Origin of the sequence: Streptosporangium sp. OZ121 (genome assembly GCF_051918885.1) — a bacterium.
Lineage (GTDB): Bacteria > Actinomycetota > Actinomycetes > Streptosporangiales > Streptosporangiaceae > Streptosporangium.
Map to the genome: position 1 here is coordinate 1 of NZ_JBPXMC010000047.1, position 19,223 is coordinate 19,223.

At 69.9% G+C, this 19,223-nt stretch carries 16 protein-coding genes; 6 read left to right on the forward strand and 10 right to left on the reverse strand.

Annotated features, from left to right (window positions below; genetic code table 11):
* Positions 1–264 precede the first annotated feature (264 nt).
* Positions 265–1,809, reverse strand: a complete 1,545-nt coding sequence (rox, locus tag ACTOQ1_RS40880; RefSeq protein ID WP_440073796.1) for a rifampin monooxygenase — start codon at positions 1,807–1,809, stop codon at positions 265–267.
* Between the two features lie 385 nt (positions 1,810–2,194).
* Positions 2,195–2,557, reverse strand: a complete 363-nt coding sequence (locus ACTOQ1_RS40885) for an ester cyclase (RefSeq protein WP_440073734.1) — start codon at positions 2,555–2,557, stop codon at positions 2,195–2,197.
* A 177-nt stretch (positions 2,558–2,734) separates the two neighbouring features.
* Here ACTOQ1_RS40885 and ACTOQ1_RS40890 point away from each other — a divergent pair, with 177 nt between their 5' ends.
* On the forward strand, positions 2,735–3,307 hold the full coding sequence (locus tag ACTOQ1_RS40890; protein WP_440073735.1) for a TetR/AcrR family transcriptional regulator: 573 nt from the start codon (positions 2,735–2,737) through the stop codon (positions 3,305–3,307).
* Positions 3,308–3,344: 37 nt separating this feature from the next.
* Here the strand turns inward: ACTOQ1_RS40890 and ACTOQ1_RS40895 are convergent, their stop codons facing one another.
* Positions 3,345–4,361, reverse strand: a complete 1,017-nt coding sequence (locus ACTOQ1_RS40895) for a zinc-dependent alcohol dehydrogenase (RefSeq protein ID WP_440073737.1) — start codon at positions 4,359–4,361, stop codon at positions 3,345–3,347.
* 286 nt (positions 4,362–4,647) lie between these two features.
* On the opposite strand from ACTOQ1_RS40895, the gene ACTOQ1_RS40900 reads away from it, so the two are divergent.
* Entirely contained in the window at positions 4,648–5,205 is a 558-nt protein-coding gene (locus tag ACTOQ1_RS40900) for a flavodoxin family protein (RefSeq protein ID WP_440073739.1), read from the forward strand.
* Between the two features lie 191 nt (positions 5,206–5,396).
* Here the strand turns inward: ACTOQ1_RS40900 and ACTOQ1_RS40905 are convergent, their stop codons facing one another.
* Positions 5,397–6,383, reverse strand: a complete 987-nt coding sequence (locus ACTOQ1_RS40905) for a magnesium transporter (protein WP_440073741.1) — start codon at positions 6,381–6,383, stop codon at positions 5,397–5,399.
* 368 nt (positions 6,384–6,751) lie between these two features.
* Here ACTOQ1_RS40905 and ACTOQ1_RS40910 point away from each other — a divergent pair, with 368 nt between their 5' ends.
* On the forward strand, positions 6,752–7,618 hold the full coding sequence (locus tag ACTOQ1_RS40910) for a universal stress protein (RefSeq protein ID WP_440073743.1): 867 nt from the start codon (positions 6,752–6,754) through the stop codon (positions 7,616–7,618).
* A 223-nt stretch (positions 7,619–7,841) separates the two neighbouring features.
* Here ACTOQ1_RS40910 and ACTOQ1_RS40915 read toward each other — a convergent pair whose 3' ends face one another.
* Positions 7,842–8,711 carry a universal stress protein gene (locus ACTOQ1_RS40915; protein ID WP_440073745.1) on the reverse strand — a complete coding sequence of 290 codons (870 nt, stop codon included), beginning with the start codon at positions 8,709–8,711 and terminating at the stop codon, positions 7,842–7,844.
* A 339-nt stretch (positions 8,712–9,050) separates the two neighbouring features.
* On the opposite strand from ACTOQ1_RS40915, the gene ACTOQ1_RS40920 reads away from it, so the two are divergent.
* Positions 9,051–9,953 carry a universal stress protein gene (locus ACTOQ1_RS40920; RefSeq protein ID WP_440073747.1) on the forward strand — a complete coding sequence of 301 codons (903 nt, stop codon included), beginning with the start codon at positions 9,051–9,053 and terminating at the stop codon, positions 9,951–9,953.
* 38 nt (positions 9,954–9,991) lie between these two features.
* On the forward strand, positions 9,992–10,648 hold the full coding sequence (locus ACTOQ1_RS40925; RefSeq protein WP_440073749.1) for a CBS domain-containing protein: 657 nt from the start codon (positions 9,992–9,994) through the stop codon (positions 10,646–10,648).
* Between the two features lie 159 nt (positions 10,649–10,807).
* Here ACTOQ1_RS40925 and ACTOQ1_RS40930 read toward each other — a convergent pair whose 3' ends face one another.
* The gene (locus tag ACTOQ1_RS40930; RefSeq protein WP_440073750.1) at positions 10,808–11,509 is read right to left on the reverse strand and encodes a CBS domain-containing protein; all 702 of its coding nucleotides are present in this window, start codon (positions 11,507–11,509) and stop codon (positions 10,808–10,810) included.
* A gap of 359 nt (positions 11,510–11,868) precedes the next feature.
* On the opposite strand from ACTOQ1_RS40930, the gene ACTOQ1_RS40935 reads away from it, so the two are divergent.
* Entirely contained in the window at positions 11,869–13,620 is a 1,752-nt protein-coding gene (locus ACTOQ1_RS40935; RefSeq protein WP_440073752.1) for a GAF domain-containing protein, read from the forward strand.
* A gap of 94 nt (positions 13,621–13,714) precedes the next feature.
* On the opposite strand, the gene ACTOQ1_RS40940 is transcribed toward ACTOQ1_RS40935, so the two are convergent.
* The 4 genes from ACTOQ1_RS40940 to ACTOQ1_RS40955 form a co-directional block, all read right to left on the reverse strand.
* Positions 13,715–14,437 (reverse strand): CBS domain-containing protein, encoded by a 723-nt coding sequence (locus ACTOQ1_RS40940; RefSeq protein ID WP_440073753.1) that lies wholly within the window; start codon positions 14,435–14,437, stop codon positions 13,715–13,717.
* A gap of 136 nt (positions 14,438–14,573) precedes the next feature.
* On the reverse strand, positions 14,574–15,317 hold the full coding sequence (locus ACTOQ1_RS40945; RefSeq protein ID WP_440073754.1) for an HAD family hydrolase: 744 nt from the start codon (positions 15,315–15,317) through the stop codon (positions 14,574–14,576).
* Between the two features lie 152 nt (positions 15,318–15,469).
* Positions 15,470–16,144 carry a pyridoxamine 5'-phosphate oxidase family protein gene (locus ACTOQ1_RS40950; RefSeq protein WP_440073756.1) on the reverse strand — a complete coding sequence of 225 codons (675 nt, stop codon included), beginning with the start codon at positions 16,142–16,144 and terminating at the stop codon, positions 15,470–15,472.
* A gap of 310 nt (positions 16,145–16,454) precedes the next feature.
* On the reverse strand, positions 16,455–19,103 hold the full coding sequence (locus ACTOQ1_RS40955; protein ID WP_440073757.1) for a bifunctional acetate--CoA ligase family protein/GNAT family N-acetyltransferase: 2,649 nt from the start codon (positions 19,101–19,103) through the stop codon (positions 16,455–16,457).
* Positions 19,104–19,223 lie beyond the last annotated feature (120 nt).

The window sequence follows — 19,223 nt, forward strand, 5'->3', positions numbered from 1 at the left end:
CCTGGGGCATCGGCACCTGGTGGGCCACCACCCCCCTGGTGCGCCGCTACCCCGTCCTCCGATAACCACCCCCACCCCCAGCACAAGGCCCGCCCCCGGTACGGGGAGCGGGCCTTTCCACGTCCCGGACACGGGATCTCCCGGCGTCTCGCCCGGCACCGCACCGCTTCGCGGTCGCTCACGAGCAGGACGCGGGCCACTTCCCGGCGCCGGCTCCCGTCGGGACCGTCATCCTCACGGGCCTTTTCGGTTGCTCGGGCGAAATCAGCCGGAGGGCTTGCCGAACCAGCGGGAGAGGTGGTCGTCCAGGTCCTGCTGATCGTCGCCGATCCAGGCGACGTGGCCGTCGGGGCGTAGCAGGACGCACGGAACATCCAGCACCGCGGTGGGATCCGCGAGGTGGTCGACCCGGTCGGACCAGCCGCCGGCGGTCAGGCGTTCTGTGCGGTCCAGCAGCAGGCCGCGGCCGCGATGCAGCAGACCGTAGAGGTGGCCCTGTCTCACGTCGATGTCGCGCAGGCGGCGGCCCAGCAGGTCGGGGCCTTCGCCGAAGTCGTAGCGGATGCCGATCGCGGTGATCTTCTCGATCAGATGGCGGTTCACCTCGTCGAAGTCCATCAGTTCGGTGAGCAGCCTGCGCACGGCCTGCGGGCCCGGTTCGGCGGACAGCAGCTGCACCTGGGCGCGGGTGTTGTCCAGCACGTCCTCGGCGACCGGATGACGTTCGGCCTGGTAGGTGTCCAGCAGGGTCTCCGGCGCCCAGCCGCGGATCTGCGCGGCCAGTTTCCAGCCGAGGTTGAACGCGTCCTGAACGCCCAGGTTGAGGCCCTGTCCGCCGATGGGTGGATGGATGTGCGCCGCGTCGCCGGCCAGCAGCACCCGCCCGACGCGATAACGTTCGGCCAGCCGGGTGGCATCCCCGAAGCGGGACAACCAGCGCGGGGAGTGCACGCCGAAATCGGTTCCGGCGATGGTGCGCAACCGCTGTTTGAAATCCTCGAGGGTGGGCGGTTCCGCGCGGTCGCTGACTCCCGCGGCGGGGACCACGACGCTGTAGACCTCTTCGCCGAAGGGCCGGAGCCAGAATGGCCGATGGGTCTTGCCGATCTCGGCCACCTTGGCGGCGACCTCCTCCCGCGGTACGCCCACTTTCATCTCGCCCATGAGCGTGTCGGTCCGTGAGGGTTCGCCGGGGAAGCCGACGCCGAGCAGTTTGCGCACCGTACTGCGCGCGCCGTCACAGCCGACGAGGTAGCGCGAACGCAGCCGTTCCCCGCCGGACAGCTCGACGGTCACGCCCTCGTCGTCCTGCTCGAAACCGGCGACCGCGCGATCGCGCAGGACCTGCGCGCCCAGTTCGATCGCATGTTCTTCGAGAAGACGTTCGATGACCGGCTGCGGAATGCCCAGCAGATAGGCGTGCGCGGAATCCAGGCCCTCGGGTGCGGGTTTGGGGATGGCGGCGAAGAAACCGCCGGCCGGACGCTGTCTTCCGTGCTGGAGAACGCGGTCCAGCAGTCCGCGCATCGCCATCAGCTCGAGACTGCGAACATGCAGACCGACTATGCGGACGAACGACTTGGGCTCGGTCTCCTTTTCCACAACGAGTACCCGCACGTCGTGCAGCCGCAGCTCGGCGGCCAGCATCGCACCGGTCGGCCCGCACCCGGCAATGATCACGTCGAACGTGAGGGGCGCGCGGTCGGCGCCGGAGGCCGGCGACCGGAGTCCGGGGACGTCGCCCGCGGTGAAGTCGCGCTCGACCGTACCGTTCGACGACGGCTCGGCGGTGAACTGCGGAGAGTGCATAGGTGTTGCCTTTCGGGAGTGCCTTGTTGGCGAGGCGCTCCCGGCGACACCTACGTCGATCGCCCGATCGTGACGGGAAGGGGGAGCACCCACATCGATACAGCGTTCATGGGTCTCACCTCCTCAGGCGGTGTCACGGTCGACTGCAAGTTACAAGCCCGGGCATCACACCGTCCAATCCTTTTCCCGCCACGTGATCGCGACTCCGTACGGGCCCGTGCGGTTGCCGGGTGAATCCGGCGTGGCGGCCCGGCCGGTCCCGGCCTCGGCCCGGGACCGGAACCGGGGCTTGCGGCGCTGGTCTTGTCGCCGCTGACCATTCTGGCGCGGTGGCGTCGGAGCGGTGGGGCTGATCCGCCGGAGGGCCTGGCGAGCCCGGGGGGCCTCAGTGACGTGGGTCCGGGCCCTCGGTGAGGCCCCAGGTCTCCGCGAGTCGGCCGTTGTCGATGCGGAAGATTTCGATGAGCACGGGCCGGACGTCGCTGCCTGGGGTCGCCATCCCCTCGACGGATGAGCGGACGGCGACCTTGTCGCCGTCGATCAGGATGTCGTCGGCGACAACGCGCATGGCCGGGAACCGGGCAACGACCTGGTTCCAGGCGTCCCTGCCCGCTTCGAACCCGGTGGCGCCAAGCGGGTGGTTGAGGAAGCCGGGGGTGAACAGGTCGGCGGCCTGGTCGAACCGCCGGGCGTTGAAGCATTCCTGCATCCGCAGCACCAGGGCGCTGGCTTCCTCGCGTGTGGTCATTGAAGGGGCCTCCTCGTGTTCGGCGGGGCCTGATCATGGTGAAATGACGCGAACTCATAAGCGGGGCTTTGCCCCGTTTATGAGAGGCAGCATACGGGGCGACGCCCCGGTTAAGCTAGGGGTGAGATGTCCAGCCGAACGCCTGAAGGAACTCCAGCCGAGCCGCCGACGGCTCCCGTGAACGACCGGGGGCTGCGGGCCGACGCGCGCCGCAATCGTGAGCGGGTGCTGCGGACCGCGCAGCAGTTGTTCGCCTCGCGAGGCCTCGGCATCTCGCTCGACGAGATCGCCCGCCGCGCGGGTGTCGGTCCAGGCACCGTCCACCGGCACTTCCCCACCAAGGAAGCGCTCTACCTCGCCGTCGCGATCGACCAGATCAGGCAGCTGGTCATCGAGGGGGAAACGCTCACCGGCACCGACGATCCAGCCGCCCTGTTCACGCTGCTGTCGCGGATGATGGCCTCGGGCGCCGAGAACGCGGCGGTGAAGAGCGCGCTCACGGCCGCCGAGTTCGACCTTCGCAACGCCGCTCCGGACGCCGCCGCCGACCTCACGCACCAGGTCGCACGCTTGCTCGATCGCGCCCATCGCGCCGGGGTCGTACGCCACGACGTGACAGTCGACGAGGTGATGGCGATCGTCGCCGGCGCCTTCGCCGCGATCCGGCACGCCGAAGCGGACACCAGCCGCGAACGCTCCGCGCACATCGCCCAGATCATCCTCGACGGGCTGCGGCCCCAGCCCCGATAGCACAAGGGCAATGGCCCCTGCCCTCGGCCCAGGGCGGTCACATCTCGAAGACCAGGCGGGCCAGGACACCGCTGCCGAGGACCTCGTCGAAGGAGGCGTTGATCTCGTCGAGCTTGCGGGTCTCGTAGATCACTTTGGTCCGGCCGGCGGCGTGCAGCCGGAAGACCTCCGCCAGGTCTGCGCGGGTGCCGACGATGGAGCCGATCACGCTGATGCCCTTCAGGACGGTCTCGAAGATCGGCAGGCTCATCGTGTTGTCCCTGGGCAGGGAGACCAGCACCAGGCGGCCACCGCGCCGCAGCGAGGCATGGGCCTGCTCCAGAACGCGAGGGCTGGCGGCCAGCACGATCGCCACGTCGGCCCCGCCCAGTGCCTTGATCGCGGCGACCGGGTCGGTGGTGGCGGCGTTGACGGTGTGGGTGGCGCCGAGCCGCCGGGCCAGGCGGAGCTTGTCGTCGGTGATGTCGACGGCGACGGTCTCGGCTCCGAAGATCTGCGCGTACTGCTGGGCCAGGTGGCCCAGGCCGCCGATGCCGAAGATCGCGGCGCGCTCGGCCGGGCGCAGGCCCGAGACCTTGACGGCCTTGTAGGTGGTCACGCCCGCGCAGGTCAGCGGGGCGGCCTCGGCGGGGGAGACGCCGTCGGGGACCGGTACGACGTAGGCGGCGTGGGCGACGGCGTACTCGGCGTGGCCGCCGTCGACGGTGTAACCGGTGTTCTGCTGGGACTCGCACAGGGTCTCGCGGCCGCTGACGCAGTACTCGCAGGTTCCGCAGGCGTAACCCAGCCACGGGATGGCCACGCGCTCGCCGACGGTCCGGCCGGTCACGGCAGAGCCGGTCTTCTCGATGACGCCGACGCCCTCGTGCCCCGGTGTGAAGGGCGGCGCCGGTTTGACCGGCCAGTCGCCGCGGGCGGCGTGGATGTCGGTGTGGCACAGGCCGCTGGCCTCGATGCGGACCAGGACCTGGTGGGCCGCGGGCTCGGGGACGGGAATCTCCCGAATCTCCAGGGGCCTGTCGAACGCGGTGACGACGGCGGCGCGCATGTTCATGGTCTTGCCTTCCCTTCGTTTTCACCTCCGAGTCTTCCGCGGGGGGGCCGGGCGGGGCAGAGCCGAAGGTCCTGGACGGCACGGTCGTCGGTCACGGCCGTGCGGGAGGCCACCGGGCTCGGGTCTCACGGTGCGTCGACGTCCTCGCCGCAGGCCTCCACGCCGGGTCTTTCGTCCTCGCCGCGGAAGCCGTCCGCCCCTTCACCCGCGAACCGACGGGCGAAATCCTGAAGGCAACCGGCGGAAGGTGGGGATCGCCCCCGATCCCACCTTCCGCGGAGCGTCAATGGAGAAGGGGACGATCCCGATGCGTGCGCTCGTGGTCTTCGAATCGATGTTCGGCAACACCCAGGCGATCGCCGAGGCCGTCGCCGACGGTCTGGCCACCCAGATGGAGGTGGACCTGGTCGAGGTCGGCGACGCCCCGGCGTCCGTTCCCGGCGACGTGGACCTCCTCGTCGTCGGCGGGCCCACCCACGCTCTCGGCATGAGCAGGCCCAGCACCAGGCAGTCGGCCGCCGAGCAGGCCGAGCAGGCCGCCACCGAGCTGGTGTCCAAGGGGCAAGGGCTGCGCGAATGGCTCGCCGACCTCGGCGACCACTCCCGGGCCCTGTCGGCCGCGGCGTTCGACACGCGGATCAAGAACCCCTGGATTCCGGGATCGGCCCGGCGCGGCTTCGAGAAAAACCTGCGCGGGCACGGCTTCGCGATCCTGACCGGCTCACGGAGCTTCTACGTCTCCGGTACCCCCGGTCCGCTCCTGGAGGGGGAGACCGGGCGAGCCCGCGAGTGGGGGATGGCGCTGGCCTCGGCACGACAGGCCGGTGCTCACCGGATCACGTAGGAGCCGGCCCGGCGCCATGCCCGCGAGAGGGGTGTGCCGTCCGGGCGCCGGGGGAATCCGCGCGGACCCACAGGTCGCCCGACCGGTCCTCGCGGCCGTGCGCCAGGACACCCGCGCGCCCGCCCCGCGCCTGCCGGGCACTCGCGGGGACCGGCCCTCGGACGGCACGGGACACCCTCGCCGACGGGGCGTCAGCTGACGAGCAGCATGGCGGTGTACATGTAGACGGTGATGGAGACCAGGTCCTGGATCACCGTGGCCAGCGGTCCGGAGCCGAAGGCGGGGTCGCGGCCGAGACGGTTCAGTGACCACGGCAGGGCCATGGCCAGCGCCGAGGCCACCGAGCAGGCGGCGAACAGGGCGATGGCCGCGGTCAGCGCCACCTGGACATCGCCGTACAGCAGCGCGAAGGGCAGGAAGGCCAGCGCCATGACGGCGCCGATGATGAGGCCGGTGACGCTCTCCCCGCGGGCGAGGCGGCGGATGGAAACGCCCACCGACAGGCCGCGCACCACGATCGCCTCGGTCTGGGTGCCCACCGCGTCGGCCATGTAGACCACGCCGGGCAGGAAGAAGGTCAGGGCGACGTTGGCGGCCAGGTGTTCTTCGAAGGAGCCCACGATGCCCGCGGAGGCCATCGCCCCGGCCAGGCCAAGCAGCAGCCAGGGCATGCGATGGGCGAATCGCCTGCCGATGGACTCCTCGGCCGCGGTCCGGGCGGTGGCCGACCCTTTCAGGTAGCCGCCGAGCCGGGCCATGTCCTCGTCGTGTTCCTGGAGCAGGACGCGCAGCATCCGGCGGCGGGGGACCAGGCCGGTGAACCGGCCGGACAGGTCGACGACCGCCAGGCCGCTCTCGCCGTGCTGGACGGCGTGCCAGGCGGCGACCTCCTGATCGGTGCCGGGCGCCGCGACGGGCGGGTCACGGTCGTCCAGCTCGGCCAGGGCGGCGCCGGGGTCGGCGGCGAGCAGCCGCTCGATGCTCACCAGCCCGTGCAGGCGGCCGTCGTCGTCGCGAACCACGATGTCGGAGGCGCTGTCGAAGCGCGCGCCGAACATCCGCTTCCAGGCCTCGCCGGCGGTCGTCGCGGGGCCGAACACCGGTACCGCGGTGACGGTGTGCTCGCCCGCCGTACCGGTGAACTCGTCTGTCGTGCCGATGGCCGGGGAAGTCGTCACGGTGTGGTCTCTCCTTGGACAGGCGCTTCCCCGCGGGAGGCGCGGACGAAAACGGCTCATCCGGCCAGCACACCACCTGGCGACGACCGTTCTCACGGCCGAAGGTCCTGAACGCCGCGCCGATGGACCCGAACCCTTCGACGGGTGAACCGGGCATGCGACCGGCCTCCGGATGTAAAAGGATCACCGGTGCCGTCACGGCGGCCGGGGTGGTGGTCCGTGACCCGCCTCCGGCGAGCCCGGCGAGCCCGCATGGTTTCCGGGGAGACGTTGGTCCTTACGGCGGGTGACGTTCGGCCGGTGCCGAATCTCTCCCGCGGGTGTGCGATGGAGGTGAAGGCGCGAAGGCTCTTCGAGAGGAGGCGGCCATGACCGGACTGATCGTCGTCGGTACCGACGGATCCGCACCCGCGACGGCGGCGGTGGAATGGGCGGCCGAGGACGCCACGCGCAGCGGTGCGGCGTTGAGGATCGTGTATGTGCGCGAGCCGTGGAACACCCTCATCCTCCTCTCCGGGATCGGGGAGGAGAAGGACTCGACCGAGTACGGTCACCGCGTGCTGGCCACGGCCGCGCAACGGGCCCGGGACCGCACGTCCGACATCAAGATCACCACTGCTCTGGCGACGGGAGCGGTGGTCGAACGGCTGAAGAGTGAATCCGAGCGGGCCGACGCGCTCGTGATCGGCAGCAGGGGCATCGGCGGGTTCGCCGGGCTGGTGCTCGGGTCGGTCGGGCTCGGTCTGGCGGGCCACGCGGCCGGCCCCCTTGTCGTCGTCCGCGCGCCGGTCCGGACCGCGCACGGCGTGATCGTCGCGGGGTTCGACGGGTCGGAGCATTCGCAGGCCGCGCTGGAGTACGCCTTCGCCCGGGCCCGGCAGCGCGGATCGCGGCTGCGGGCGGTCTGCGCCTGGCAGATGCCGATGCTCTCGCCATACGCCCTGGGCTACAGCCCGGTGCTGGAAGGCGTTTTCGCGGACAAGGCCGAGACCGCCCGGCGGCTGCTGGCGCCCTATCGGGAGAAGTATCCGGACGTCGCGGTGGAGGAGTCGATCGTCTGCGATCATCCGGTCCGCGTACTGTCCGACGCCTCGCGCCAGGCGGACCTGGTCGTGGTCGGCTCACGGGGGCTGGGCGGGTTCGGCTCGGCCGTGCTCGGCTCGGTCAGCCACGGCGTTCTGCACCGTGCGCACTGCCCTGTCGCCATCGTCCGGCCGCGCTCGGACGAGCGATGAACACCGAGCAGTATATGTCCCGCCAATATCGGACGTTATTAATCTACAACGTAAAGGCGACCGATTGGTTAAAAACGGACAAAAAGAACAAAAAGGACTAAAGGCAGCCCCAAAAACAAGGCCGACCCGTGCTGTCCGGCATGCGCAATACGAAAATCCCTGCCGTGGCGCGCTTTTCCTGTGGCACGGCAATCGATGTCACCGCGGTCCTGTGCCGGAAGGCTCAGTTGCCGCGGGGGGGCGAGGCGCGATGGACGGCGACGGGCGCCTGGGCGTGGTGGAGCAGGGCGCGTACGGTCGAGGTGAGGAACAGTTTCCGGCCGGGGGTGCCCACGATGACCAGTTCGGCGGTCGCGGAGGCGTCGATGAGTGCTTTGGCCGGATGTTCGTGGACGACGTGCTCGATGAGGGTCACGTCGGGGAATCTCTCTCGCCAGCCGCCGAGCGACTCGGCCAGCAGCCGGGCCTCTTCGTTGCCGACGTCTTCGACGTCGTAGACGAGTGGTTGCATGTCGCCGGGTGCTCTGGTGGTGGGGTGGGTCCAGGCGTGCACCGCTCGTAGCGGGCGCCGGCGTAGGGTCGCCTCGTTGAAGGCGAATTCCAGGAGGGGGTCCTGGCCGGTATGTCCGGTGACGCCGACGGCGATCTCGGTGTCCTGGGTGGTGGGTAGTTGATTGACGATCACTACCGGGCGTGGGGATCGGGTGGCCAGGTCGTGGCTGACCGAGCCCAGGAGGAGCCCGGTGAACCCGCCCAGGCCTCGGCGGCCGACGACGATCAGTTGTGCGGTCTCGGCCGCGGTGGCGATCGCCTCGGCGGCGCTTCCGTCGAGGATCTCGGTGGTGATCTTCAGGGTGGGGGCGTCGGAGTGGGCCTGTTCGACGGCTTGGTGGAGGAGTTCCTTGCAGGCGGCTTCCTCGGTGGGTCCCCAGTGGGCGGGCTGGGGGACGAGGGGGACGTCGTAGGCCCAGCGGAGGGCGGCGTGTACGACGTGCAGTGGCGCCTTTCTCAGTGTGGCCTCCTGGGCTGCCCAGGTTACGGCCTGTAGTGAGGACGTCGAGCCGTCGACGCCGACGACGATGGGCTGTGTCATGGTCATCCCCTTCGGTTCGTTGCCCGGGGCCGGTGTTGTGGGGTCGGTGGATGGATTTGCGACTGGATGGGGTCATCCGCTCGTGTCTTTCGCGGCCCTGTTTCTCTCATCTTTCGTGGCGCTGCCGTCTGCCGGGTAGGGGCGAAGGTCCCGTGGGTGTCGTCGGGTGTCGTTTCGTTGCCCGGGCGGGTGGGGCGGCTGGTGGGAAATCATGGTGTGTTCCCTGTTTGTGCAGGTCGGCGCTGTGATGAAAGGGGGCGGAAGGTCCCATGCTGTTGGGACTTTCCGCCCTGCTCTTCGTGGTTCGTCCTGGCGAGCATGGAGGGGGAGGTGAGGGTGATGACCGGTGTCCGTGAGGTCGTCGTTGGTTATGACGGTTCTGACTTCTCCATGCAGGCCCTGGAGTGGGCGATGGACGAGGCTGAGCTGGGGGGGTTGCCGCTGAGGGTGGCTCACGCGTGGCGGTGGCCGTACGGGGAGGCCGGCGAGGAGGCCAAACTTCATCTGCGTAAGGCGGCCGAGCATGTGCTGTACCACGGGGCCGACTGTGCTCGCGCGTGCAGCACCCTGGCTGATGTCGCCACGGATCTGTATGAGGGGGCGGCTGCTGAGCGGCTGGTGGCGCTGTCGGAGCGTGCGTTGTTGATCGTGGTGGGTTCTCGGGGCATGGGTGCCTTGGCCAGGACTGTTCTGGGGTCGGTCGCCGGGTATGTGGCGGCGCATGCGCGTTGTCCGGTGATCGTGGTGCGTGGGCCCGGTCCGATTCCCGTGCCGAGGGAGCGCGGTGCGGTGGTTCTGGGGATGAGTGGCGACACCTCTGACGGGGTGATCGAGTTTGCTTTCCGTGAGGCTCGTATCAGGCGGCTGAAGCTGACGGCGGTGCATGCCGGGCGTTTGCAGCCGTTGGCGCACGAGGTGCGGATCGCGATGAACGCGGTGGAGGACGGCATGCTCGAGCGTCTGGGGCCGTGGCGGGTCGCCTACCCCGGTGTGGCTGTTCGTGCGTGTTTCGCCGCCGCGTCCGCGAAGGATCTGCTGGTGGACGCGTCCAGGGAGGCGAGCCTGATGGTGGTCGGCGGGGCACGTGAGCACGGCAGGCTCGGCTCGACCTGCAGGTGGGTTCTTCAGCACGGCTTGTGTCCCGTCGCGGTCGTTCCGGCGGGCTGGGAGAGTCCGCTGCGTGGCGCGCCCATGTCGTCGGACAGCGATGCCTCCGGTGACGCGCGGGTCTTCAAAGGCTGACCGGGGTTGGCCGGGGTGGGGCTGAGGGGAGGTGGGCCATGACGCTTCAGGTGAAGGATGTCATGGGTGCGGTGGCCATCGCGGTTCGTCCGGAGGCGGCGTTCTCGGAGCTGGTGGAGACCATGCGTCGTTTCAAGGTGGGTGCGGTCGCCGTGGTCGACGGTGAGGGACGTCCTATCGGGGTGGTGTCGGAGGATGACCTGTTGTTGAAGGAGGTCGATGTCTCGCGTGGCGGGGCGGTCCTCGCGGGTCACCGGCGATGCCGGGAGCGTGAGAAGGCCGCTGGGATGACCGCGCGGGATGTCATGAGCAGTCCTGCGTTGACGGTCATCGGGCAGACCGCGGTGCGGGAGGCGGCCCGTTTGATGCACGTCAACCGGATCAAGCAGCTGCCGGTGGTCGATGTCGCCAGTGGGAAGATCGTCGGCACTGTGCATCAGGCCGACCTGCTGAAGGTCTTTTCCCGGCGGGCCTGTGACGTTCTGGCGGATGTGGCGGCGGCCGTCGCGCGTTTGGGCCTGGATCCGGGAGTGCTGACGATCACGGTTGAGGCGGGGGTGGTTCGTGTCGGGGGAAGGCTCGCCAGGCGTTCGCAGGTCGCTGAGATCGTCGAGGCCGGGCGCGGGGTGGACGGGGTCGTCGATCTGGACGTCGATGCCACCTATGACGAGGACGATGTGCGGGGGGGTTGGTAGGGCGGGATGTTCTTGGTGTGGTCGCCTGGGTGTTGTGGGCGGGGCTCTTGACGTGGGTGCCGGCGAGGAGGTCGGTGAGCGTTGTTCCGGTCGTCTCGTTGGGATTTTGGTGGGGTGGGGTGGGGTGGGGCGGTTCGGTGAGGTCGTGGGTTGAGGTCTTCAGCGTTTTGTCGGGGCCGGGTCGTCGTCGACGTCCCATTCGAGGTTGTTGATCACGTCGACGACTCCGTTCACTCGCTGGGTTATCCGTGTTGCGAGGTGGGTGTCGGCGCGCCGGTGCATGTGGCCGCTCAGGGTGACGATGCCGTGTGTGACGGTGGCGGTGGCGGTGTTGGGTTCGGCCCACAGGGAGTGTCTGAGGATGTTCTCGTCGACCTCGTGTGCGATGTCGGGGTCGCTGCGGACGAAGACCTTCAGCAGGTCGTGGCGGCTGACGATGCCTTGGAGGAGTCCGTCGGCGTTTACGACCGGTAGTCTTTTGACTCCGTGTTCGATCATGAGGCGTGTGGCGGACACGATGGAGGCGTGGGGCTGGATCGTGATCGCGGGGGCGGTCATGAGTTCGGCGGCGGTGTCGCCGCGGGCCTTGGCGCGGCCGTCGCCGCCTTTGCGGCTGAGGCGGTGGCGCAGTCGGGTGCGTAGGGGCGGCCGGTAGTTTTCGCGGTAGTAGCGTTCCTTGAACTCTTCCTTGTGGAGCAGGTCGGCTTCGGAGATGATGCCGATGACGCGTCTTTCGCCGTCGATGACGGGGAGCGCGCTCACCTGATGGGTGATGAGTGACTCGGCGACCTCCTTGAACGGGGCGGTGTCGTTGATCGACGTCACTTGTGTGGTCATGAGGTCCTTTACCTTCGCGTGCATCGCCGGTCTCCTTCGGGTTGCGGATCCGCGGTGGTGGGGTGCGTCCGTGTGGTCGTTCTTGTGTGGATCGGGTCGCGTTGGGGATGTGGTGGCTCGCCTGCTTTCCTTTGGGTTCTCAGATGTCCATTTCACTGTCGCGGGGGCTGGTCGGGCAGGGGTCGCAGGTCCTTGGTGTGGGGGTCTTTCGGCCACTGCGCGGGAGGGTTCCGAGCCGGTGGCCTCTTCGGTGTGGGTTATCCGGTGGGGGAGTGTCTCGCTGGTCAGCGGCTTGCCATCGTGGGGTAAACGATGGTTGGCCGGGTGGGTGTCGGCTTCTTGGCGGGGCGGGCGTCCGTATGCCCCGGTGCGAGACTTGGGGTATGGCGAAGATCGAGCCGGGTGCGTTGATCGCGCATATGCGCCTGGATGAGCTCTTGGCGGAGTTGCAGGTGCGGTTGGAGGCGGTGCTGGCGACCCGGGACCGGGTGTACGCGCTGTTGAACGCGGTGGTCGCGGTGGGTGGCGATCTGGATCTGGAGACGGTGTTGCGCCGGATCGTGGAGGCGGCCACCGCGTTGGTGGATGCCACCTATGGGGCTTTGGGGGTGGCCGGGGAGCAGAGCACGCTGGTGCAGTTCGTCCCGGTGGGGTTGAGCGAGGAGGAGATCGCCAGGATCGAGCATTGGCCTCATGGGCTGGGCTTGCTGGGTTTGTTGATCAAGGAGCCGCAGACGCTGCGGCTGGCCCACATCTCCGACCATCCGGCGTCCTACGGCTTCCCGCCCGGTCACCCGCCGATGGGGTCGTTCCTGGGGGTGCCGGTCCGGGTGCGTGAGGAGGTGTTCGGCAATCTCTATCTGACGGAGAAGCGCGGGGGAGGGGAGTTCGACGCCGAGGACGAGGCGATGGTGACGGCGCTGGCGAGTGCGGCCGGGGTGGCCATCGAGAACGCGCGGTTGTACGAGGAGACGCGGCGCAGGGAGATGTGGCTGCAGGCGTCGGCGGAGGTCACCACGAGCCTGCTGTCGGGTGTGGAGCCGCACGAGGTGCTCGTGCTGATCGCGCGGCGGGCGCGGGAGATGGTCGGGGCCGATGTCGTGGCGGTTTTGCTGCCGGATGAGGGTGGGCGGGTTCTGCGGGTGTTGATCGCTGATGGGGAGGGCTGTGATCAGGTGGCGCGGGCCGAGGCGTTGATCGCCGATTCTCTGGCCGGTCGTGCTTTCACCAGTGGTGAGCCGCTCATGGTCACTGATCCGTGTGAGGCGGAGGTGTCGATCGTGATCGCCGGGTATGTCTCGCTCGGGCCGGTGGCGGAGGTGCCGATCGGCGCGTCGGGGGGTGTGCGGGGGGTGTTGTCGTTGGGGAAGCGTTCGGGGCGTATTCCGTTCAACCGGGATGAATTGCGTACTTTGCACTCTTTTGCCGGGCAGGCCGCGATCGCTCTGGAACTGGCCGAGAGCCGGATGGACACCGAGCGGCTGAGCTTGCTGGAGGATCGCGACCGGATCGCCAAGGACCTGCACGACGTGGTGATCCAGCGGTTGTTCGCGGTGGCCATGACGCTGATGAGCACGGTGCGGTTGATAGAACGGCCGGAGGTCTCGTCGCGGGTGCGGAACTCCATCGATGAGCTGGACGGCACGATCCGGCAGATCCGCTGCACCGTTTTCGCCTTGCAGGCTTCCCCGCAGGAGGAGGACCTCGGTTTGCGCGCGCGGATCGTGGACCTGGTGCAGGGGGCGCGCGGTCATCTGGGTTTCATGCCGGGTCTGGACATGGGGGGCCGGCTGGACAGCGAGGTGCCGCCGCGGACGGCCGAGCATCTGCTGGCCGCGTTGCGTGAGGCGTTGTCCAACGTGGTGCGTCATGCCGAAGCTTCGAAGGTCGACGTATCGGTGGATGCCGGCCGGGGTCGGCTCGTGTTGACCGTGGTCGACAACGGTGTCGGGCTGCCCGCCGAGGGCGGGGGCAGCGGGCTGCGTAATCTTCGGGAGCGGGCCGAGCGGCTCGGTGGGTCCTTCGCCGTCGGCTGCCGGTCAGAGGGCGGTACCCGCCTGGTGTGGAGCGTTCCCCTTCGTGGCGAGGGCAGGTCGGCTCGGCTGTCCGCGGACCGTCGCCGATCTGGTCGCTGACCTCCAGGTGTCGGTGAGCCACCTGTTCGCGATCTTCGGGTCCTTCACGGCCCATCTCGCCGTTCGCCCGGCGGAATGTCACGGCGAGCCGCGTTCACCCGGTCCGCTGACGCGACTTTCCGTTCGCGTGCTCGGCATCCCTCGTTCCCCGGTGGGGGGTGTTGTCCCGGTCCCAGGTGAGTTCGTCGATCACGTCGACGACTCCGTTGATCTGCCGGGTCATCCACAGCGTGATCCGCGTGTCCGCGCGCAGGGTCATCCGCCCGCTCAGGGTCACCACGCCGTCCTTGACCGTGACCTGGACACGGGAGGTGTCCATCCACAGCGATCGCGTCAAGACCTCCACGCGGACCTCGTGTTCGATCTCACGGTCGGAGCGGATGAACACCTTCAGCAGGTCGCAGCGGCTGACGATGCCCGCCAGGTGGCCGTGCTCGTCGACCACCGGGAGCCGTTTGACGGCTTTGTCGTGCATCAGGCGGCCGGCGGCCGCCACGGAGGCGTCCTTTGAGATCGTGACCGCGGGGGTGCTCATCAGGGTCCGGGCCACCTCGCCCCCGGTCCTGTCCGCGCGCGGCTTTGGTGGTGGCGTGGCGGGCGAGGGGGGGTGCTCGCCGGGGAACCGCTCCCAGCGCTCCTGCCTGCGCAGCAGGTCGGCCTCGGAGACGACACCCACCACGTGGCCGTCGTCATCCACCACCGGCAGGGCGCTCAGCGCGTGGGTGAGAAGCGTCTCGGCGATGTCCTTGAAGCAGGTGTTCTCCCCCGTTGAGATCACCTGACAGGTCATCACCTCCTTGACGGTGACATGGTGCATCTCTACCTCCGGACCCGCGGTGACAATTGGTCCATAGGGGCAGGATCAGTCATGTGCACGGCATTCTGTAGGGTCCAAGTGCTCTCCGGGCGGGGACTGTCGGCTCTAAAAGACGCGAGAGACGCGGTCGAACCGATCAACGGTTGCGCCTTCTTCCCTTCAGCCGTAGTTCGGCCAGATCGGTGACGACGAGATCGGCTCCAGCGGCCCGCAGGGCCTGCCCCCGATCGTGCCGGTCGACCCCGATGACAAGTTTGAACCGGCCTCGCCTGCCCGCCCGCACGCCGGCCAGGGAGTCCTCCACGACGGCTGCCCGGCCCGGGCTCACGCCCAGCCGCCGGGCCGCGTGCAGGAACAGCGCCGGATCGGGTTTGCCCGCCAGTTTCAGCCGGGCGGCGGCCACGCCGTCGACCCGGACGTCGAACAGGCCGGTGGCGTTGGCCGCTTCGAGCACTCTCGCGCAGTTGCGGCTCGCCGAGACGGCCGCCGTGAGCACTTCGCGGCACCGTAGTTCGCGAACCAGATCAAGGGTGGAGGGGAAGGGGGTCACGCCGTGTGCGCTGATCTCAGCCCGGAAGGACGCGTCCTTCGCGGCGGCGAGGCCCGCCGCCGTGTCCGGATCGACCGTGATGTTTCGGGAGCGAAGAAAGTCGTTCACCCCGTCCAGCCGGGATTTGCCGTCGACGTGGCGCAGGTAGTCATCGCCGGCGTCGAAGGGCGGGAATCGCTCACCCGATCGTCTGGCGTACTCATCCAGAAAGGCGTCGAACACCTGTTTCCACGCGGCGGCGTGCACCCTGGCCGTATCGGTGATGACCCCGTCGGTGTCGAAGATCACCGCGGTGATCTCCTCGAGGTCCACCACCGCGGGAGCTGTCATGGAGCGGCCCCTTCCCGCGGGGTACGGCGCCGCCCGGCCCTGCCGTCAGGGCCGGGCGGCGCCGGAGACCGGTGACCTTCGCCGCAAGAGCGCGTGAGCCGTAAGGGGACGGCCGAAGGTGGGCGATCTTCGAGTGGCCGCCCCGGCGTGGCTCACCGGCCGTGCCGGATGCGGCGGCCGGTGATCTCGGCAGGAGTGATCTTGACGTAGAGCTCGCGGTCGCCACCGGCCCAGGGCTGGACGCTCAGGGCCATCACGGCCGCCTGCTCCTCGGCGGTGGAGACGTGGTGGACGCCGCCGCGGATGAGCACGCTCCAGCCCTCGCGGTTGGCGTCGTCGATGCGATCGACCTCGAAGGCGATTTTGAACTCGACTCCCTCCACCCCGGTGCTGAGGTTGGCGTCGAACGGGCCGCCGAAGGCGGTGCGGAAGATCACGCAGCCCTCGTGGAGGACGTAGTTGACCGGCAAGATCGTCGGGCCGCCGAGGTCGTCGAAGGCCAGCCGGCCGACCCCGCCGGGGGAGATGAGCCGCAGACACTCCTGGGTGTCCAGGCTCTCCAGCTCGGGATGAAGGGCGGCTCGCCCCCGACCGGGCGGTTGGTCGATGGTCGCTCCGAGGAGTTCGGCGGTGCTGGTGTCCAGAGCGGCGGCCAGGCGCTCGATGGTCTCGACGGCGGGTGCGGCCGCCCTCTGCTCCACGTAGGCGAGGTAGGAGGGGGTGATTCCCGCCCGGTTTGCCAGCTCTTCCCGGTCCAGGCCGAGGCTTTCGCGCCGTCTGGTGATCCGGCGGCCGAGGTCACCGGCAGCGGCGAGGCGTTCAGCCATGGGATTCTCCCCTCAGAAGATGGACATCGTCGGCGGAGGCCGACTTCGTGCGGAGTGCGGCGGGGCCGCGTCGGATACGGCGCCGGGCTCTGGTGGGCCGGCCTCTGGCGACGTCTTCTCACTGGGAACGCTACGGCCGGGGGAACGGCAGGCGACAGGGCCGAAAGTCCTGTTCGTCGCGGCAGGGGGACCTTGCCGGTTCGGGCACCCGGCCGGGGCGGGCACCGCACCGGCTCACCGCGCCGCTCATCGTGGCCGTCGGGTGCTCGTCCCCCGCGGCGGGCGCGTTCGGGGCCGGGGCGCCGGGCCGTCAACGCAGCTGACGGCGCAGGGGGGAGGGGGCGGGCGGGGCCGGGGCCAGCCGGATGCGCAGGTCCACCGCGACGGCGCCGCCGGGGCCGGCGATGATCGGGTTCAGGTCCAGTTCGGCGATCTGGGGAAGGTCGTCCACGAGTTTCGCCACGCGGACGAGGTGATCCCTCACCGCGGCGGTGTCGGCCACCGGGCGGCCCCTGTATCCGAACAGCAGGGGTGCGCAGTGCAGTTCCTGGATCATCTCCGTGGCGTCCTGGCCGGTCAGCGGAGGGCTGCGAAAGGCTCGGTCGGTGAGCAGTTCGGCGCTCACACCTCCCATGCCGACCATGACCAGGGGGCCGAAGGAGGGGTGGCGGATCGCGCCGACGATGATCTCCACACCGTCGGGGGCCATCGGCTGGACGGTCGCGCCGGTCATCTCCGGTCCGATCATGTCCTTCATCGCACGGTAGGCGCCGCGGACCTCCTTCGAGGTGCGGAGCCCGAGCCGGACGCCGCCGACATCGCTCTTGTGCACCGGTCCGGTCGCCTTCAGCGCGACGGGGAACCCGAGACGGGCGGCGGCCCGGGCGGCCTCGTCAGCGCTGTCCGCGGTGGCGAACTCCGCCACCGCGACGCCGTAGCAGGCGAGAAGCCGAGCCGCCGTCACAGGGTCGAGCCAGCGGCCCGCAGGATGCCGCGACAGGTCTTCTTCGACGAGTTCGTGCGCCGCCCGGATGTCGGTCCCCGCAGGGGGGACGAAGGGCTGGGCCGGACGTGAGCGCCACCGCGCGTAGCCGGCGGCGCGGCTCACCGCCTGCACGGCCTGCTCGGGAAAGGCGTAGGCCGGCACCGAGCCGATCGTCTCGTCATGGCCGACCACGCAGGCGACCACGGTCTTGTCCGCCGAGCCCGCCACCCGTGCGATCGCCTCGCGGGTCCGCTGGAGCCCGGAACCGAACGGCGGGGTGTAGACGATCAGGACCGCGTCGACCACCGGGTCCTCCAGCGCGGTCAAGGCGGCGAACTCCAGCTCCTCGGCCTGCCCGTCGGCCGTCAGATCGACCGGGTTGGCCACGGCGGCGGACGCCCGCAGCCGCGAGCGCATCCGCCGCTGGGTGGCGGGCGACAGTTCGGGGACGACCAGGCCGTGGCGCTCGCAGGCGTCGGCGGCCAGCGCCTGCGGCCCGCCGGAGTTACCGACGATCGCCATCCGGCCCCCGGCGGGCAACGGCTGGGTGGCCAGGAGCCGCGCGGTGTCCAGCAGCTCTTGCATGCCGTCGACGCGGATGACCCCGGCGGCGCGCAGCAGGGTCTCGACGGCGATGTCCGGGGTCGCGGCGGCGGCGGTGTGCGAGCGCACGGCCCGATCGCCCGAGGTGCTGCGGCCGCTCTTGATCGCGACGATCGGCTTGTGCCGTCCCACGCGGCGGGCGATCCTGCCGAACTTGCGCGGGTTGCCGAAGGACTCCAGGTACAGGGCGATGACCTCGGTACGCGGGTCGTCCTCCCAGTACTCCAGCAGGTCGTTGCCGCTGACGTCGGCCTTGTTGCCGACCGAGACGAAGGAGGAGATCCCGATCCGGAGTTCGGTGGCGCGGGCGACGAGCCCGGCGGCCACCGCCCCGGACTGCGACATCAGCGCCATGGCGCCCGGAGGCGGGGGATGGGGCAGGAAACTGGCGTTGAGCGCGGCGCCGGTGTTGACGATCCCGAGGCAGTTGGGGCCGATCAGCCGCATCCCGCCGCTACGGCAGACGCGCAGCAGTTCGGCCTGGCGTGCCGCTCCGCGCGGGCCGGTCTCGGCGAAGCCGGCGCTGACCACGACGAGGCCGGCCACGCCGTGGCCGGCGCACTCGCGTGCGACGTCCAGGACGGCGCTCGCCGGAGTGGCCACGACGACCAGGTCGACCGGCTCGCCGATCGACGACAGGTCCGGGTAGGCGGTGACGCCGAGGATCTGGGCCGCCTTCGGGTTCACCGGGTAGACCGGTCCGGGAAAGGCGCCGTCGAGCAGGTTGCCCAGCAGCCGGTGCCCCACCCGGTCCGGCTCGCGGCTCGCACCCACGACGGCGACCGACCGGGGCGACAGCACCCGCGCCAGCGAGGCGCGCTCGGCCTCGTGGTCGCGCCGCTCGATCGCGGCCGTCAGCGTGTCGGTGGGGCGCAGGTCGATCCGGACGCGCACCTCGTCGCCGGCGAACTCGCGGGTCGCCGCCAGGCCGAGGTCGGCGAGGACTTTCAGCATCGCCCCGTTGCCGGTGAGCACGTCGGCCACCAGCTCGCTCACGCCGCGGGCCGCGGCGTCGAGCGCCAGATGTTCCAGCAGGAGGGTGCCCAGGCCGCGCCCGTGTACGCGGTCGTCGATGAGGACGGAGACGTCGGCGCTGTGGCGGTCCTCATCGGGGATGTACTCCGCGACCGCGACGAGCTTGTCGGCGAGGAGGGCGACCTGGGCGTGCCCGCGGTGGTCGGGGCCGGTCAACCGGTCCATGTACCGGTGAGCCGTGGCGCGCCCGGCGGTGAAGAACCGCAGATAGGCCGATCTCGCGGAGGTGCGGTCCACCAGGTCGTGCAGGGCCGCCCGGTCCGTGCCGCGCAGCGGCCGGACATGGGCGATCTCTCCGTTTCGCAGCAGCGCGTCACATTCGTCGAAGCTCGCCATGAGGCCAGCCTCTCCCGGCGCCCGGGGCCGCGTCAGGGGTCCTTCGGCCCCATCGCCCGGCTGAAGGTCACGGCCGGGGCCCGGTGACGGGTCCGGGCCGGATACCGGCCAGGTGTCCTT

What these genes read in the sequence shown, in the direction of transcription:
- ACTOQ1_RS40930 (WP_440073750.1), bottom strand. Translation starts at nt 11,509, where the DNA reads ATGCACGCGAAGGTAAAGGACCTCATGACCACACAAGTGACGTCGATC.
- ACTOQ1_RS40885 (WP_440073734.1), bottom strand. Translation starts at nt 2,557, where the DNA reads ATGACCACACGCGAGGAAGCCAGCGCCCTGGTGCTGCGGATGCAGGAA.
- ACTOQ1_RS40935 (WP_440073752.1), top strand. Translation starts at nt 11,869, where the DNA reads ATGGCGAAGATCGAGCCGGGTGCGTTGATCGCGCATATGCGCCTGGAT.
- ACTOQ1_RS40915 (WP_440073745.1), bottom strand. Translation starts at nt 8,711, where the DNA reads ATGACACAGCCCATCGTCGTCGGCGTCGACGGCTCGACGTCCTCACTA.
- ACTOQ1_RS40900 (WP_440073739.1), top strand. Translation starts at nt 4,648, where the DNA reads ATGGAGAAGGGGACGATCCCGATGCGTGCGCTCGTGGTCTTCGAATCG.
- ACTOQ1_RS40950 (WP_440073756.1), bottom strand. Translation starts at nt 16,144, where the DNA reads ATGGCTGAACGCCTCGCCGCTGCCGGTGACCTCGGCCGCCGGATCACC.
- ACTOQ1_RS40895 (WP_440073737.1), bottom strand. Translation starts at nt 4,361, where the DNA reads ATGAACATGCGCGCCGCCGTCGTCACCGCGTTCGACAGGCCCCTGGAG.
- ACTOQ1_RS40945 (WP_440073754.1), bottom strand. Translation starts at nt 15,317, where the DNA reads ATGACAGCTCCCGCGGTGGTGGACCTCGAGGAGATCACCGCGGTGATC.
- rox (WP_440073796.1), bottom strand. Translation starts at nt 1,809, where the DNA reads ATGCACTCTCCGCAGTTCACCGCCGAGCCGTCGTCGAACGGTACGGTC.
- ACTOQ1_RS40910 (WP_440073743.1), top strand. Translation starts at nt 6,752, where the DNA reads ATGACCGGACTGATCGTCGTCGGTACCGACGGATCCGCACCCGCGACG.
- ACTOQ1_RS40920 (WP_440073747.1), top strand. Translation starts at nt 9,051, where the DNA reads ATGACCGGTGTCCGTGAGGTCGTCGTTGGTTATGACGGTTCTGACTTC.
- ACTOQ1_RS40940 (WP_440073753.1), bottom strand. Translation starts at nt 14,437, where the DNA reads ATGCACCATGTCACCGTCAAGGAGGTGATGACCTGTCAGGTGATCTCA.
- ACTOQ1_RS40955 (WP_440073757.1), bottom strand. Translation starts at nt 19,103, where the DNA reads ATGGCGAGCTTCGACGAATGTGACGCGCTGCTGCGAAACGGAGAGATC.
- ACTOQ1_RS40925 (WP_440073749.1), top strand. Translation starts at nt 9,992, where the DNA reads ATGACGCTTCAGGTGAAGGATGTCATGGGTGCGGTGGCCATCGCGGTT.